At 63.4% G+C, this 15,949-nt stretch carries 10 protein-coding genes; 7 read left to right on the forward strand and 3 right to left on the reverse strand.

The genetic code is table 11. The features are described 5' to 3' along the window. Window positions 1-184 precede the first annotated feature (184 nt). Complete coding sequence (locus tag ACSEXS_RS14365; RefSeq protein ID WP_438433922.1) at window positions 185-2,929, forward strand: GH36-type glycosyl hydrolase domain-containing protein; 2,745 nt, start codon at window positions 185-187, stop codon at window positions 2,927-2,929. A gap of 26 nt (window positions 2,930-2,955) precedes the next feature. Beyond that, window positions 2,956-3,834, forward strand: coding sequence for a hypothetical protein (locus ACSEXS_RS14370; protein WP_438433923.1), 879 nt, complete (start codon window positions 2,956-2,958; stop codon window positions 3,832-3,834). 285 nt (window positions 3,835-4,119) lie between these two features. Here the strand turns inward: ACSEXS_RS14370 and ACSEXS_RS14375 are convergent, their stop codons facing one another. Beyond that, window positions 4,120-4,806: a hypothetical protein gene (locus tag ACSEXS_RS14375; protein WP_438433924.1), complete on the reverse strand. Its 687-nt coding sequence runs from the start codon at window positions 4,804-4,806 to the stop codon at window positions 4,120-4,122. 167 nt (window positions 4,807-4,973) lie between these two features. Between ACSEXS_RS14375 and ACSEXS_RS14380 the strand changes: the two genes are divergently transcribed. From ACSEXS_RS14380 to ACSEXS_RS14390, 3 genes are all read left to right on the forward strand, one after another. After that, on the forward strand, window positions 4,974-5,435 hold the full coding sequence (locus ACSEXS_RS14380) for a MarR family winged helix-turn-helix transcriptional regulator (protein ID WP_438433925.1): 462 nt from the start codon (window positions 4,974-4,976) through the stop codon (window positions 5,433-5,435). 4 nt (window positions 5,436-5,439) lie between these two features. Next, window positions 5,440-8,574 (forward strand): efflux RND transporter permease subunit, encoded by a 3,135-nt coding sequence (locus ACSEXS_RS14385; RefSeq protein WP_438433926.1) that lies wholly within the window; start codon window positions 5,440-5,442, stop codon window positions 8,572-8,574. A gap of 241 nt (window positions 8,575-8,815) precedes the next feature. After that, on the forward strand, window positions 8,816-9,805 hold the full coding sequence (locus tag ACSEXS_RS14390; protein ID WP_438433927.1) for a cellulase family glycosylhydrolase: 990 nt from the start codon (window positions 8,816-8,818) through the stop codon (window positions 9,803-9,805). Window positions 9,806-9,923: 118 nt separating this feature from the next. Here the strand turns inward: ACSEXS_RS14390 and ACSEXS_RS14395 are convergent, their stop codons facing one another. Beyond that, on the reverse strand, window positions 9,924-11,804 hold the full coding sequence (locus ACSEXS_RS14395) for an LTA synthase family protein (protein WP_438433928.1): 1,881 nt from the start codon (window positions 11,802-11,804) through the stop codon (window positions 9,924-9,926). 248 nt (window positions 11,805-12,052) lie between these two features. On the opposite strand from ACSEXS_RS14395, the gene ACSEXS_RS14400 reads away from it, so the two are divergent. Further along, window positions 12,053-14,542 carry an ATP-dependent DNA helicase gene (locus ACSEXS_RS14400; protein ID WP_438433929.1) on the forward strand — a complete coding sequence of 830 codons (2,490 nt, stop codon included), beginning with the start codon at window positions 12,053-12,055 and terminating at the stop codon, window positions 14,540-14,542. Here ACSEXS_RS14400 and ACSEXS_RS14405 read toward each other — a convergent pair. After that, the gene (locus tag ACSEXS_RS14405; RefSeq protein ID WP_438433930.1) at window positions 14,457-15,320 is read right to left on the reverse strand and encodes a hypothetical protein; all 864 of its coding nucleotides are present in this window, start codon (window positions 15,318-15,320) and stop codon (window positions 14,457-14,459) included. The genes ACSEXS_RS14400 and ACSEXS_RS14405 overlap by 86 nt on opposite strands. A 111-nt stretch (window positions 15,321-15,431) precedes the next feature. On the opposite strand from ACSEXS_RS14405, the gene ACSEXS_RS14410 reads away from it, so the two are divergent. After that, window positions 15,432-15,896, forward strand: coding sequence for a hypothetical protein (locus ACSEXS_RS14410; RefSeq protein ID WP_438433931.1), 465 nt, complete (start codon window positions 15,432-15,434; stop codon window positions 15,894-15,896). The last annotated feature ends 53 nt before the right edge of the window (window positions 15,897-15,949 follow it).

The following is a 15,949-nucleotide window of genomic DNA, read 5'->3' on the forward strand; positions in this document are numbered from 1 at the left end:
GGGGCGGGCAGCAGTTAGCCAAATTATAGCGCAGCTTGGGCAAATAACCAATCGCTTAATTGGAAGCGTCGGAATCTTCGCTTTACAAACCGTTCCGTATCCGCAATAATAAACCTAACGAAACCGGTTTCGCCTAAAGAGAGGCGATGGTAAATACGCCGGATACGGAAAGGCAGTGAAAGCGATGAACGAGACGATGAACAAGACGGCCGGATGGCGGTTTCTGGGCGACGCCGGCGATTTCGAGCTGGAATCGCCGGAGAAGAGCCGATACCTGTATTTTCCGCTGGTGAACGAGGCGGGCATGATGTCGGTCGTGACGCCGACGAACAGCGGCGATGTGAAGGCGGGACAGAACGAATTTCTGACGCCGCCGATGTCGGTCGAGGACCTGCATGAGACCGCTTGGGGCCGCAATTTCTGGGTGCGGCTCGAGGGGTTCGGAGCCTGGTCGGCGGTCGGACGCTCCGCCGCCCAGCAGGCGGCGCTCGGTACCCCGGACGAGGATGCAACGGTGCTGACGGCGGGCCTGCTCTGGCACAAGACGAGCCGCCTCCACCGGGCCTCCGGCCTGCGCGCCGAGGTGACCAACGTCGTTCCGGCGGCGGGGGATAAGGTCGAGCTGATCCGGATCAAGCTGACCAACGGGGGAACGGCCCCGCTTAAGCTCGTTCCTACGGCCGCTGTCCCGCTGTATGGCCGCTCGGCGGATAACCTGCGCGACCACCGCCACGTGACGTCGCTGCTCAACCGGGTCTACACCCTGACGAACGGCGTGGAGATGCAACCCTCGTTGTCCTTCGACGAGCGGGGCCACCGCGTGAACCGCACCGCCTACGCCGTGCTGGGAGCCGAGGCCGACGGAACCGCTCCGGTCGGTCTGTTCCCGGAAGTCGAAGGCTTTGCCGGCGAAGCCGGCAGCCTGGACTGGCCGGAAGCCGTCGTGCGGAATCTCGGTCCGGCGGCCCGGGCCGGTGAAGAATTCGAAGGCCATGAGGCCCTGGGCGGCCTCCGCTTCCGCGAGGCGGCGCTCGCTCCCGGCGAATCGAGGACGTATCTGCTGGTCCTGGCCATCGCCCCGGACCGGATCGACGCAGAGCGGCTCGTGCGCGACTATGCGTCGGCCGAAACGTTCGACCGACACCTGGCTGCGACCAAGGCCTACTGGGCCGACAAGGTCGGCAGCGTCGAGTTCCATTCCGGCGACCGCGACTTCGACCGCTGGATGAAATGGGTGACGCTGCAGCCGGTGCTGCGCCGCCTGTTCGGCAATTCCTTCCTGCCGCACCACGACTACGGCCGCGGCGGTCGCGGCTGGCGCGACCTGTGGCAGGACTGCCTGGCGCTGCTCGTCACGGAGCCGGAGGAAGTCCGCAGCCTCCTGCTGAACAACTTCGCCGGCGTCCGCATCGACGGCAGCAACGCGACGATCATCGGCTCGAAGCCGGGCGAGTTCGTCGCCGACCGCAACAACATTCCCCGCGTCTGGATGGACCACGGCGCGTGGCCGCTGCTCACCGCCCGGCTGTACCTTGACCAGAGCGGCGATCTGGATTTCCTGCTGGAGCGGCAGGTCTACTTCCAGGACCGCTTCCTGCGGCGCTGCGCGGCGACGGTGCCCGGCTGGACGCCGGAGGCGGGCAGCCTCCTGCGCACCGAGGCGGGTGAAGTCTACCGCGGCACGGTGCTGGAGCACCTGCTGCTGCAGAACCTTGTTCCCTTCTTCCACGCCGGGGCGCACGGAAACATCCGCCTGGAAGGAGCGGACTGGAACGACGGCATGGACATGGCCGCCGACAAGGGCGAGAGCGTCGCCTTCACCGCGTTCTATGCGAGCAACCTGAGGGAGCTGGCCGACCTGGTCCGGGCCCTGCGCGACCGCAAGGGATCGGACACGGTCGAGCTCGCCGAGGAGCTGCTTCTTCTGATCGACACGCTGGGGGAACCGGTCCGGTATGAGTCCGTGGACGACCGCCGGGCCCGTCTTGAGCGCTTCTACGACGCGGCGCCGGGCCGGGTGTCCGGCCGCCGGGCCGCCGTTGCCGCCGACAAGCTGATGGCCGACCTCACCGCGAAGGCGGAATGGCTGACGGAGCATCTGCGCAAGCGGGAATGGATAAGCTCGCAGGACGGCGAGGAATGGTTCAACGGCTATTACAACAACGACGGCGAACGGGTCGAGGGCGATCATCCGAACGGAGTCCGCATGACCCTCACCGGTCAGGTGTTCCCGATCATGGGCGGCACGGCAACGGAGGAGCAGGTCGCGAAGATGGTTCGCGCCGTCGACCGCTATCTACTCGACCCGAAGATCGGCTACCGCTTGAACAGCCGTTTCGGCGGCATTCAGCAGAACCTCGGGCGGGCGTTCGGCTTCGCCTTCGGCCACAAGGAGAACGGCGCTATGTTCAGCCACATGACGGTCATGTACGGCAATGCCCTGTACAAGCGCGGCTTCGTGAGGGAAGGCCGCAAGGTGCTGGAATCGGTCTACGCGCTGGCGAGCCGGTTCGAGCAGAGCCGAATCTATCCGGGCGTTCCGGAGTATATCAACGAGAAGGGCCGGGGCATGTACCATTTCCTCACCGGCTCCGCCAGCTGGCTTCTGCTCACGGTGCTCACGGAGGTCTTCGGCGTCAAAGGAAGCTTGGGCGACCTGGCGCTTGCACCCAAGCTGACGCGCGGCGAGTTCGGAACGGACGGCTTGGCCTCCGTGAAGGCGCTGTTCGCCGGGCGGAAGCTGGATGTCGTCTACCGCAATGCGCAGGGGTTGGATTATGGAGAATACCGCATCGGGGCCATTCGTCTGAACGGCGAGAGCGTTCCCTTCCGCCCGGAACAAGACGGAGCGGTTCTGGAGCGCGCCCGAATTGCCGGAGAACCGGCGGATGCAGCCGTCGCGCTTGAGGTTGAGCTGACCCGGCGGTAAGATGGAAGGAAAAAAAGGAGTTAGCCATGGCTTACTTTCTGCAAAACGAGGAGCTTGAGGTTCGGATCGCCGAACCGGGCGAGGACTATAGAGGAACGCGGTTCGACTGGAGCGGCCTGGTCACCCAGGTGACCGCACGCCGGTCGGGGCTTACGTACTGCTCGGTCGAGAGCGAGCAGCCCGGACAGGGCAGCGGCGGCATCGGATTGTGCAACGAGTTCGGCATCGAGGGGCCGCCGGGGTACGACACGGCGCCCGGCGGTTGGTTCACCAAGATCGGCATCGGCCGGCTGCAGCGGCCGGATGACGGTCCTTACGATTTCATGCGGGCGTATCCGCTTCGCCCGTACCGCATCGAAACGGAAGGCGATGCCGTGAGCCGCCGCTTCACCGTTCAGCCGGAGGAAGAGAACGGCTACGCCTGTCGTCTGGAGAAGACCCTCACCCTGGAGGGGAGCCGTCTTCGGATCGCTTACCGGCTGACCAACATCGGCGCGAAAGCGATTGACACGGAGGAATACGTCCACAATTTCCTCCGGATCGGTGCGCATGCGATTGGCCCGGACTATGTGCTGACGCTGGGCGATCCGGTCCGCCTGCTGGAGACCGATCCAGTCCTGACCGCCCCGCTTGCGGTCCGGGGAAATGAACTCACCTGGACGGAGCGGCCGGCCGGGGAGTTCTACTCGAAGCTGCCGGCGCCTGAGCGCGAGCATCGCTTCACGTGGGAGCTCCGCCATCGGCCGACCGGCGCCTACGTGCGGGAGTCGGGCGACTTTCCGGTCGAACGGCTGGCCTTCTGGGGCCACGCTGGCGTCGTCTCGCCGGAGGCGTTCGTCCGCATACGGCTGCAGCCCGGCGAAGAGAAGAGCTGGACGCGGACGTACGAATTCTCTGCGGACTAACGCTCCGAGACGGTCGGCAAAGTCAAAGTCCGTCGGGGAGCGGCTTAGAGAAATCCGCGAACGATGAAACAAACGAAGAAAAAAGGCGGCGTCCGTTGACCGGGCGCCGCCTTTTGGTATCTTCACGCTGCTCGCAAAACCGGGACGATCTTAGCCATTCTCCTGCTGCTCGCAAAACCGGGACGATCTCAGCCATTCTCCTGCTGCTCGCAAAACCGGGACGATCTCAGCCATCCTCGCGCTGCTCGCAAACCGGGACGATCTCAGCCATCCTCCCGCTGATCTTCACTCGTGCCGACCGCTTCCGACTGCCGCCGCTGCCGCATCGAGCAGCGCCCCCAGCCCGTCGTGGACGGTGAGCAGCGCGACGAGCAGGTCGCTGTCGTTCGCCGCCAGGTTAATCCCGGTCCAGGCGGCCGCGGACGTACCGGTTGCGCCGGTGGCCGAGCGGACCGCCGTGTCTGTGGACGAGTCGGAGGCGAAGCTGATCTCCTCCCCGTGATACGTCATGAGCGAGAGCCGGACCAGCCCGCCACCGGTGCGCGGAGCGAGTGCGGGCGGTTCCTCGCCCGAAGCAAGCCGGTCGACTAGAGACAGCCAGGAGTCGCCGTCCAGGAACGGCTGGTTGTCCATGAACAGCCGAAGCAGCTCCGGATGGCGTTCGGTCAGACCGGGGAAATCGGTGCGGACGGCCCGCAGGAGCGCGGGGGCATCGGAAGCGATCGGGTAGCGCACCGGGATATCTCCGGACGCGGGAGCGACGCCGGCGTCCTTGCTCGAGGCTTGGACGAAGGCTCGAAGTTCGGCTGCGCAGCCGTCGAGAAGAGAACGGACGAGGAGCGCGTATTGCCGGACTTGCCGGGGCAAGGAATCGGGAATGGATTTTTGCTCTATGGCCGTTTCGCAAACGGCGGCAATCTCTTTCAGGAGGGCCTCCTCCTGCTTGCGAGGTTCGGATGAATGGGACGTCATGATGGCGACCTTCTTTCGGCAAGGATTTACTTTGCATTGTAGCAGACGGAGGCGGGCCGATCCAATTTGACAACGCCGCAGCATGCTGATATAGTTCGTTTCGTGAACTATTCGTTTGACGAACCACTTGTCTGCTTTTTCATTCCATCCCAGGGGAGGAGGTACTCATGAGAGCGGAACAGTTGAAGGACCTGATCAACCGCTACACCTCGGCCAGCTTTATGATCAACCGCCGGGTTGGCGCGCTGATGCGGGTCACCATGCCCGATTTTCTAACCCAGGACCAATATTCGATTCTGCAATTTATCAAGGCGAAGCCTGACCGGATGACGACTTCGACCGAGCTGGCGGGTGTTTTTTGCGTAGGGAAAAGCTCGATCACCGCAATCGTTGCCCGGCTGGAGGCCAAGGGACTGCTCCGCAGGCAGGAGGATGACCGCGACCGCCGCGTCACCCGGCTGCATTTGACGGCAGAAGGCGAACGGCTGGCAGCGGAAGTGAGCGCCGAACTGGAGAAAATTCTCGGCGATTATCTGAATGAATTTGAAGACGGAGAGGCGGAGCAGTTTATCCAGCCCTTCGAGAAGCTGGCGAGGCTGCTGAAGGAAACGGACGAGGGGAGAGAGTAAAGAGATGAAGGCGATACTGAGGTTCAAATGGGCGGTTCTCGCCGTCTGGATCGCTGCGGTGGCCGCGCTGGCTCTGACCGCTCCGGGCATGGAAGGCCTGGTGCGAGAGAAGGGGCAGATCACCGTTCCCGACGGCTATTCGTTCAAGCAGGCCGCCGATCTGCAGGCCGAGATGAACAAGGACAGCCAGGAAAAAGGAGAGAGCACGGTCCTCGTGTTCCATTCCGACAACAAGCTGTCTTCTTCCGACCTGTCCGACATCAAAGCGACCGTCGACAAGCTGAAGGCCGAGCAGGACTCGCTTGGCATCTTGTCGGTGACCACGCATTTTGACACCAAGGAACTGGAAAAGGAAATGCTGTCCCAGGACGGCAAGACCGTGCTCGTGCTGCTGAACGTCGGGTTCGGAGACCGGACGGCGGCTGAGACGCGCGACGCGCTCTATGATGCGGTAAGCGGCAGCAAGGTCGATCATTATTACACCGGCAACTGGATCATCACCGAGGACGTCGTGGAAAGCTCGCAGGACGGCCTGAAAAAGACCGAAGGCATCACCGTGGTCTTGATCCTCGTCATCCTGTTCGCCGTGTTCCGCTCGGTGATCACGCCGTTCATCCCCCTCGTCTCCGTCGGGCTGAGCTATGTCGCCGCCCAATCGGTGGTCGCCATCCTGGTCGACCGGGCGGGCTTCCCCATCTCCACCTTCACCCAAATCTTCATGGTGGCCGTCATGTTCGGGATCGGCACGGACTACTGCATCCTGCTCATCAACCGCTTTAAGGAAGAGCTGGCGGCGGGGCTGAGCAAAACCGATGCCGTTCTCGCCACCTACCGGACGGCCGGCAAGACCGTGCTCGTGTCGGGCGCGGCCGTGCTGACCGGCTTCATCACCATCGGCTTCTCCGAGTTTTCGCTCTACCGCTCGGCGGTGGCCGTAGCCGTCGGCGTCGGCGTGCTGCTGCTCACGCTCGTCACCTTCGTGCCGATCCTGCTGTCGCTGCTCGGGCCGAAGGTGTTCTGGCCCTCGAAGGGCGGCATCACCCACAGCCAGAGCCGCCTGTGGGGCACGGTCGGCCGCTTCTCCCTGAAGCGTCCGCTGATCGCCCTCCTGCTCGTGGCGGCGGTGACCGTCCCGTTCCTGGCCTTCTACACCGGCGCGCAGTCATTCAATTCGCTCGATGAAGTGGGCAGCAAATACAAATCGGTCAAAGCCTTCGACCTGATCTCCGATAGCTTCGGTCCGGGCGAATCGCTGCCCGGCACCGTCGTGCTGAAGGCGGATCATTCGCTCCGCAGCGCCGAAGGGTTGGCCCAGGTCGAACAGATCACCCGCGAGCTGCTGAAGGCCGACGGCGTCAAGACCGTGCGCAGCGCCACCCGGCCGACCGGCTCGGTGGTCTCCGACCTCCAGGTTGCCGATCAGGCAAGCCAAGTGCAGAGCGGCCTCGGCCAGGGGGCGGAGGGTCTGACGAAGATCTCTTCCGGCCTCCAGGAAGCCGGGAAGTCGCTGAAGGAAAATGAGCCGAAGCTGAAGGAAGCGGCGAACGGCGCGACTCAATTGGTCAGCGGCACCGAAGCCCTGAAGACTGGCGTCGTTCAGCTCGGCGACGGGCTGAAGCGGATCGAGCAGGGCCTGAAGGACGGCTCGATGGGCGCTTCCGAGCTGAATGCCGCGATGAAGAAGGTCAAGGCGAGCGCCGACCAGCTCGCGTCGGGCAGCCAGACGCTGCTGACGAATTACAAGAAGCTGGAGTCCGGCCTCGGCCAGATTTCCGGCGCTTACGCCAAGGTGGCGGCCGAAGCCGGCAAGCTGGCCGACGGCCTCACCGGCGTCGGCCAAGGCTTGACCGGACTCGGGGTCAAGTACCCCGAGCTGAAGGCGGACGCCACCTACCTGCAGACGCAGGCGGCGGTCGCCCAGCTGCAGAGCGGCGCGGCTCAATTGGGTCAGGGCCTGACCCAATTGAACACCCAGCTCGGCTCGGTCAAGAGCGGCCTCGGCCAGGCCAACGCCGGGCTCGCCCAAGCGGCGGGCGGCCAGAAGCAGCTCGCCGACGGGCTCGCGCAGCTCGCGGCCGGGATCGGCCAGCTGCAGCAGGGCATGGCCCAGGCGGCGAACGGCCAGGGCCAGGTGGTCGATAAGCTGCCGGAGCTGACCGGCGGCATCGACAAGCTGAGCGCCGGGCAGAAGCAGTTTGCCCAAGGCTTCTCCGATCTGGGCGGCCAGCTCTCGAAGCTGACCGACGGGCTCGACCAGAGCGTGAGCGGTCTTAACCAGGTAACCGACGGTATCAAGTCGGCGCAGGATTACATGAAGGCTTTGTCTCTGTCCTCCAACAAGCAGCTCGCGGGCTGGTATGCGCCGGATCAGGCGCTGAAGAACGCCGATTTCCAGAAGGCGCTCGACACCTACCTGTCTCCCGACGGCAAGATTGTCCGCTTCGACGTGATTTATGAGGGCAACCCCTATGACGTGAAGACGATGAAGCAGACCGAAGGGGTCAAGGAAGCCATGGGCCGGGCCGTGAAGGGCACTGACCTGGCGAACGCCGAATATGCCGTGGGCGGCGTATCCAGCATGAACCACGACCTGAAGGAAATCTCGAACGGCGACTACACGCGCACGGTGGTGTTCATGCTGATCGGCGTGGCCATCATCCTGATCCTGCTGTTCCGCTCGCTGATTATTCCGGCGTATATCCTGCTGTCGCTTCTGCTCACGTACTTTACCTCCATGGCGATCGCCGAGGTCATCTTCACCCGGATTCTCGATTACTCGGGCATCAGTTGGGCCGTCACGTTCTTCGCCTTTACCATGCTGATCGCCCTCGGCGTCGATTACAGCATCTTCCTCATGGCCCGGTTCAAGGAGTACCCCGAGCTGTCCGAGGAGGACGCGATTCTCGAGGCGATGAAGAACATGGGCTCGGTCATCATGTCGGCCGTGGTCATTCTCGGCGGCACCTTCGCCGCGATGCTCCCCTCCGGGGTGCTGTCGATCCTGCAGATCGCCACGGTGGTGCTCACCGGTCTCGTGCTGTACGCCTTCATCATGCTGCCGCTGTTCATTCCGGTCATGGTCCGCACCTTCGGTCCGGCCAACTGGTGGCCGCTGATGAAGAAGCGCACGGAACGGTAAGCGTTTCGGCAGCTCTCGCCCTCACCTGTAAGGTCCGTTCTCCCGTTTGGAGGACGGACCTTTTTTGTTTTGGCGTGAATAGGTCCACCAAGTATACCTAAAAAACCTAATTATTTACAAAATGCAAACGCTAACGTATAATAAAGTTGTTTTCAAGAAGTTAGCAAGTTTGGAGGTGAAAATAAATAACATTTTGATAATTGTTAGCTTCACAAAATTTGAGCGAGGAGAGGGATAAGGAATGAAATCGAACAAAAAATGGCTTCTGGTTGTTTGCGCTTTGCTGCTTGCCTTTTCCTTTGGATGGACCCTGCCGAAAGCCGATGCCGCTTCGGGGTTTTATGTAAGCGGTTCCGCGCTTAAGGATGCCAACGGAAACACGTTTGTTATGCGCGGAGTCAACAATCCACATGCTTGGTACGATACGCAGGCCTATGACGCCCTCACCGCTATCGCCGCGACCGGAGCGAACACGGTCCGCATCGTCTGGCAGACGAGCGGAACCGCGGCTCGGCTGCAGCAGATCATCGACCGCTGCAAGGCGCTGAAGCTGGTGGCCGTGGTCGAGCTTCACGACGTCACCGGCAGCAACGACGCGAACCGGCTGAACGACATGGCGAAGTATTTCGCCAGCTCCGCGATCAAGACGATTCTCGTCAACAACCAAAAGTACGTGATCGTCAACATCGCCAACGAGTGGGGCGGCAGCGATCTGACCGACGCTGCGTGGGCCAGCGCGTATAAGACGGCCATCTCGACCCTCCGCAACGCGGGAATACCCAATACGATTATGATCGACGGCTCCGGCTGGGGGCAGAATTCCTCCCCGATCAAGGCCTACGGCCAGACCCTGCTGAATTATGATCCGAGCCATAACGTTATGTTCTCGATTCATATGTACGGCTCCTGGAACGATACGAGCCGGATCGGCAACGAAATGTGGAACATCCAACAGCTCGGCCTCGCGCTCACGGTAGGCGAGTTCGGTTATAACTACAACAATGGCAGCAATAACCTCGGCTGCAAGGTCGACTATCAGGAGATCATGAACCAAGCCACCTGGAAGGGCGTCGGCTATATGGCCTGGTCCTGGACGGGCAACGACAGCTCGAACGCTTGGCTCGATCTGGCCAGCTCCGGCGATTGGAAGACGCTCACGACCTGGGGCAACAATGTCGTGAACGGCACGAACGGCATTAAGGCCACGTCGAAGAAAGCGACCGTCTACTGACGGCCGACAATTATCCGACCAAACCAAAAACGACTCCCGACGTCGATTCGTCGCGGAGCCGTTTTCGAATAAGGAAGCCGGGCCTAAACCGGGAACGTTAGCGTGTCCGGCTCCTTGATCACTCGCCTTTCGCGGAAACGCCGTCCCGTATCGGCAGTTGGGTCACGTAGCTGTCCGAGAGGTTCAGCAGCTCCAGCGCCCGGTCGTATTCGCTGCGGGTGACGCCGCTGCCGTGAATGACGCCATCGGCCAGCGGGTACTGCGTTCCGTCCTCGAAGCCGCTGCCGGGAATGAACAGCGCGTTCTCGCCGAGCAGAGAGCCGGTCGGCAGGTAATACCGTTCCGGCAGCAGGTTCTGGGTCTGGTTGAGCAGGTCCTGTCCGAAGTGGATCTGGTTGTCGAGCGAGGCGCCCATCAGGTTGGCGATCGTCGGCAGCACATCCACCTGGCCGCCCATCTGGCTGAACACGGCCGGAGAGGTAATGCCCGGGGCGGAGAGGATGAGCGGCACGTTGAACATGTCGGCGTAGCTGTATTCGCGGCCGAGCAGCCCGTCGATGAGCTCCTTCTCCTGCTTTTCCAACGAATAGATCGGCAGGCCCACATGGTCGCCGTAGATGACGATCAGGCTGTTGTCGTACAACCCCTTCTCCTTCAGCTCCTCCAGGAACTGGCCAAGGGCGTAATCAGCGTAGCTTTGGGCGCGCAGGTAATCCCCAACGAAATTGTCCCGGTATTTCTCCGGCAGGGTGATCCGGTCCAGCTCGGCCGGCGTCGTGAACGGATGATGGGCCGTCATCGAGACGAGCTGGGCATAGAACGGCTTGCCCGCCGCCTGCATCTTCGCCAGCTCCTCGCTGGTTTTGGCGTAGAGGATTTCATCCTTCGGCCCGAAGAACACCGTCCCCTCCGTTCCGAAGAACGATTGGTCGTAATAGCGGTCAAAGCCGACGGCGGCGTACAAGGCGTTCCGGTTCCAGAATTCCACCACGTTGGTATGGAAGGTGGCGGTATCGTAGCCCTGGGCCTTCAGCAGCTTGGGCAGGCTCGGCAGATCATGGTCGACGTAGGACATGGTCGCTGCGCCCCGGCGGGGAATGTAGAGCGACGTGTTGACCACGTATTCGGCATCCGAGGTATTGCCCTGTCCCACCTGCTGGTAAAACCGGTTGAAGTAGAAATTCTCGCGGACGAGCTTGTTCAGGTTCGGTGTGACCTCCTGGCCGTCCACCTTCAGGTTGATGAGGAAATTCTGCAGCGATTCCATCTGGATGACGATCACATTGCGGCCCTTGGCCGCCTGCCAATACTGCGAAACGGCGGGAGCCGTCACGCCCTTCAATCCGTCGATCCGCTCCTGGGTGATTTCGCTGGCTGCGACCGGCTGCTGCTTTTCCTCGTCGGCGAGCAGGGTGTAGGCTTCATAACCGATGATGCCCATCTGCTCGGCCTTCTTCAGCTCGCTCATGCTGGCCCGGTTGGGCAGGACGTTAAACAGACACAGGAACAGCGAGAGCGCGAACAGGGCGGTGACGACGCTCTTGCGCTCCTTGCGGGCCGCATGACTCTTCCAGACGGCCGCCTTTTTGCCAAAAAAGAGATAGAAGGCGATCAGCACCACGTCGCTGAACAGCAGCAGGTAGTACGGCTGCAAGAGCGAGAACACGCTGTTCTTGACCGCGGTGACCTGGTTGACCTGCTCCAGCGCGTGGTAGGTGGCGATGACGCCGTAATATTTGTAGTACATGACCACGGTGAAGAACAGCGCCGTCACGGCCAGGTTGATGCCCAGGTAAATCGGCAGCTTCCGCTTCGCAGCGAACCATTCGACCAGGCAGAAGAGAATCCAGATGAACGGCATCTCCGTGAACATAATATTAAAGGTAGAGCCGCTGTCGAAGAGCACCGACCAGGCGAGATAGCTTTTGAGTAGAAGAATGAGAGAGAAGAAAATAAACGGCTTAAAGAGCAGCCCGCGAACTTTCGGTAAGAAGGACACGATTTTTTGTCCAGCTCCTTTCGGAAAGACATCATTCCCATTATGTCCGCTGGGACAGGCTGTGTCAAAGGGAATTGGCCTCCTTATATGCAAATAAAGGAAATTATAAGCGAACTTTCCGCAGGCTTTCCCCGGTCGGCAAAGCTGGGAATCGGCGGGCTTTCGTGCTATACTTCACCTACCAACGGAAACGTACGTTCCCTTTGCACAGAGGGTGCGGCGGTCCGGACAAGGCAGGGGAAAAAGGCATGGCAGAGCGAACCTGGTCGGTGCGCGCTTTGGTCGAATACGTATACCGCTCGGGGAGTCTGGGCTCGGATTTCGGCGGCGCCGATTCCCTTCAGGAGGGAAGCCGGATTCACCGCTTGGTGCAGAGCCGCTACGGGGAAGAGGACCGCCGCGAGGTAGCTTTGCGGGCGGAGATCAAGAGCGGAGAAGAGTGCTACGTGCTCGAGGGACGCTGCGACGGCCTGCTTCAACCGGGCCCGGACCGGGAACGGGTCACCGTCGACGAGATCAAATCGACCTCCGCCGATCTCGCACTGCTGCCCGGCGACGGCATCCCCGTGCATTGGGCGCAGGCCTATTGCTACGCCTGGATGTTAACCCGGGCCGAGGCGCTGGAGCGGATCGACGTGCAGTTGACCTATGTTCAGACCGGAAACGGCGAGGAGCGCCGCTTCCTGCGGACGCCGAGCCTGGAGGAGCTCGAGCGGTTCGTGGACGGGCTCGTTCTCGTCTATGCCCCCTATGCCCGGCTTCAAGACAACCACTTGAAAGAGCGTGACGAGAGCCTGCGCAAGCTGGCCTTCCCGTTTGCGGGCTACCGCAAGGGGCAGCGCGAGCTGGCGGCCGCCGTCTACGCCGCCCAGCGGGACGGGCGGCGGTTGTTCGCCAGGGCTCCGACCGGCACCGGCAAGACCGTATCCACGCTGTTTCCAACCTTGAAGGCCATGGGAGAAGGCCGCCTCCGGCGGCTCGTCTACCTGACGGCCCGGACGACGACGCAGGAGGCCGCCGAAGCGGCGATCCGGCTGCTCGAGGAGCGCGGAGACCTGCGGCTCCGCTCGGTCACGCTGACCGCAAAGGAGAAGATCTGCTTCCGGGAGACGGTGGACTGCCGTCCGGAGAGCTGCCCCTATGCAGACGGCTTCTACGACCGGCTGAACGACGGGCTCTTCGACCTGCTGTCGGCCGAACGCCGGATCGGCCGGGAGACGGTCGAAGCTTACGCCCGCAAGCATCGGCTCTGCCCGTTCGAGCTTTCGCTCGAAGCGGCCTACGCCGCCGATGCGGTGATCGGCGACTATCATTATATCTTCGATCCCCGCGTGTCCCTTAAGCGGCTGTGGGAGGAGGAGCGGCGGCGCACCGCCCTCTTGGTCGACGAAGCCCATAACCTGGCGGACCGCGGCCGGGAGATGTTCTCCGCCGAGCTGTCCAAGCGGGCCTGTCTGACGGTGAGCCGGGGGATGAAGCGAGCGCGGCCGGAGCTCGCGGCTGCGGCGGGACAGGCGAACCGGGTCTTCATCCGGCTGCGGAAGGAAGCCGCAGACGGCGGGAAGGGATTCCCGATCTACGCCGCCGCCCCGTCTGAGCTGGCGGATATCCTTCGGGAGCTGATCCCGGCGGCGGAAGCGGAGCTGGCCCTCCGGGCCGACCGCCGCCGGGGAGCGGAACGGGCCGACGGTCTGGCAGATGGACAGGCGGACCGACAAGCGGACGGACAAGCGGACGGACAAGCGGACGGACAAGCGGACGGACAAGAGGTGGACCAGGCTGAGCTCGGCGAGCGGCTGTTGGACCTCTATTTTCAGGCGAAGCATTTCTTGAGGATCTTGGAGGAGTATGACGACCGCTATGTCACCCGTCTGCGCGAGGTGGACGGGGAGCTGGTTCTCCGCCTGGATTGCCTCGACCCATCCCTCTCCCTGCGCCGGGTTACCGGCGGCTTCCGTTCGACCGTCTGCTTCTCCGCTACGCTGGTTCCGCTCGGCTTCTACCGCGAGCTGCTCGGCGGCGAGGAGGACGACTACCGGATCAGCCTGGCGTCGCCGTTCTCGCGGGAGCAGCTCGACGTGTTCCTGCTGCCCTGCTCTACCCGCTACCGCGACCGGACTCGAACGCTCGGCGAGGTGGCGCGGCGGCTCGACGAGTTGCTCCGCGCCCGACCGGGCCGCTACCTGTTCTTCTTCCCCTCCTACGAATACCTGAACGGGGTGCTCGAGCCGGTGCGCACGCTGAATCCGCCGGCCCGGCTGCTCGTTCAGAGCGGTGGCATGACGGACGGCGACCGGGCGGACTTCCTGCGCGAATTTCAGCAGGATACCGGCGAACCGCTGGCCGGGTTCGCCGTGATGGGCGGCGCCTTCGGCGAAGCGGTGGACCTCGCCGGGGACCGGCTGACCGGCGTGGCCGTCATCGGCGTCGGACTGCCCCAGCTCGGCCCCGACCGCGACCTGCTGCGGGACTATTACGAGCGGACCGGTCGCAACGGCTTCGACTACGCTTATGTCTATCCGGGCATGACCAAGGTGCTGCAGGCCGCAGGCAGGCTGATCCGCACCGAGACGGACCGCGGAACGCTGCTCCTGGTGGACGACCGGTTCGCGCGGCTGCCCTATCGCCGTCTGCTGCCGGAGGAATGGCAGCCTATTCGGACCCTGACGGAGCGGGAGCCGCTGCCTCCTTGGGAGGGCCCGGCACCAGATGCCCGGCAAGCCCTCCCTCCGGAGTGAACCGGAACCGCTCCAGCGAATGAAGCGGCGGATCGCCGAAGATTGAATCCCGGAGGCGGAGCCAAGGATGCCCTTCATAGGGGCGGTTGGCCTCGGAATAAGCCGCCTCCAGGTAATAGACTTCGCCGATCCGCCGGACGTATTCGCCGAAGGGGCCGGTGCCGAGCGCGTCGCACGGATGGAGGAAGCAACGGATGCGGCCTGCCGCTTCCTTGCCGCCCTCCCGTCGGGCGGCTTCGCCCGGCGGCCCGAAGCCGCCCGGCGCGGCGTAGGCCACGGCCTCCAGCCCGTGGGCGGCTGCGGCATAGGCGGCCAGCGCTCCGCCGAGCGAGAAGCCCGTCGCCGTAACCGTCCACGCCGGGTATAGCTCGGTTACCCGGCGGGCGAGCTCGGCGGCCTGCCCGAACTGGCCTCCCGGCACCGCCCCGGCAGGAGGCGGGGGCGGCAAGGGAACCCCGGCGCGGATGGCCCGCGCCAGTCCTTCCGGGACGGCGATCTGCGACACGTCCGTCGCCAGATCCGTAAGCCACGACAGCCACGCGCCGAAGCCGCCGGGTTCGCCGGTTCCCCGGTAGGCGACGACGAGGCAGCGCCGGCCGGCATGGGCGAAGCAGGCGGCATCGAATCCGCTCGCCGGATCGTGCAGCCCGCCCTCGAGCCGGATCGTCCGCCAGCCCGGCAGCCGCTCGGATGGCCGGTCGGCCAGGCGATGCCGGAACGCGAGCCCGGCCATCCGCCAGCATTCCTCCTCCGTCACCTTCCGGGCCTGCTCGGTCATCCCGATTCCCCCTTTTCCATTTCAATGGATGGTGGTTAGTATTTGCCGCCCGCTTCGGATTCACAATAAGGACAAGCGAATTCGAATCGGGAGATCCGGAGGGATCCTAAAATGATGGGGATTTCCAATCCGCCGGGTTCAAGAGACCCGAATAGTCCGGCAGGCGCGGCCGATCCGACGGGCGCAGCAGCCGACCCAACGGGCGCAGCCGGTTCGGCGAGCGTAGCAGTCGACCCAATAAGCGCAGCAGCCAATCCGACGGGCGCAGCCGATCCGGCGAGCGCAGCCGGCCCGACGGACATTCCCGCATCGGCGCAGGCGGCGGCTTCCGCGTATCTGCAGAACCGCTACGGCATCCGGGCGGTATTCACCGGAGCCGAGCGGCTGCCGCTCTGGGTGGACCGGCATCGGCTGGTCCTCTTCGGACATCCGGCAGACCGCCCGGAGCTCGCGCTGACCGTCGATTATGACCTGGCCCGGTCGGCCGTCGTGGATGCGGGGCTTCCGGACTTCGGCTCCGAGGGCGAACGCGGGGGGAGAGGCTCGCCTTTTTCCGCCGAAAAGGGTATGGTATAGGGGAAGAAATGCAAGGCGTGGTTAGCCGGCCGTCCGAAGAGGTAAGGAATTCC

Origin of the sequence: Gorillibacterium terrae (assembly GCF_051594785.1) — a bacterium.
Taxonomy (GTDB): Bacteria; Bacillota; Bacilli; order Paenibacillales; family NBRC-103111; genus Gorillibacterium.

Coding starts and splice junctions, on each gene's coding strand:
- ACSEXS_RS14370 (WP_438433923.1), top strand. CDS start 2,956: ATGGCTTACTTTCTGCAAAACGAGGAGCTTGAGGTTCGGATCGCCGAA.
- ACSEXS_RS14400 (WP_438433929.1), top strand. CDS start 12,053: ATGGCAGAGCGAACCTGGTCGGTGCGCGCTTTGGTCGAATACGTATAC.
- ACSEXS_RS14375 (WP_438433924.1), bottom strand. CDS start 4,806: ATGACGTCCCATTCATCCGAACCTCGCAAGCAGGAGGAGGCCCTCCTG.
- ACSEXS_RS14390 (WP_438433927.1), top strand. CDS start 8,816: ATGAAATCGAACAAAAAATGGCTTCTGGTTGTTTGCGCTTTGCTGCTT.
- ACSEXS_RS14410 (WP_438433931.1), top strand. CDS start 15,432: ATGATGGGGATTTCCAATCCGCCGGGTTCAAGAGACCCGAATAGTCCG.
- ACSEXS_RS14365 (WP_438433922.1), top strand. CDS start 185: ATGAACGAGACGATGAACAAGACGGCCGGATGGCGGTTTCTGGGCGAC.
- ACSEXS_RS14380 (WP_438433925.1), top strand. CDS start 4,974: ATGAGAGCGGAACAGTTGAAGGACCTGATCAACCGCTACACCTCGGCC.
- ACSEXS_RS14385 (WP_438433926.1), top strand. CDS start 5,440: ATGAAGGCGATACTGAGGTTCAAATGGGCGGTTCTCGCCGTCTGGATC.
- ACSEXS_RS14405 (WP_438433930.1), bottom strand. CDS start 15,320: ATGACCGAGCAGGCCCGGAAGGTGACGGAGGAGGAATGCTGGCGGATG.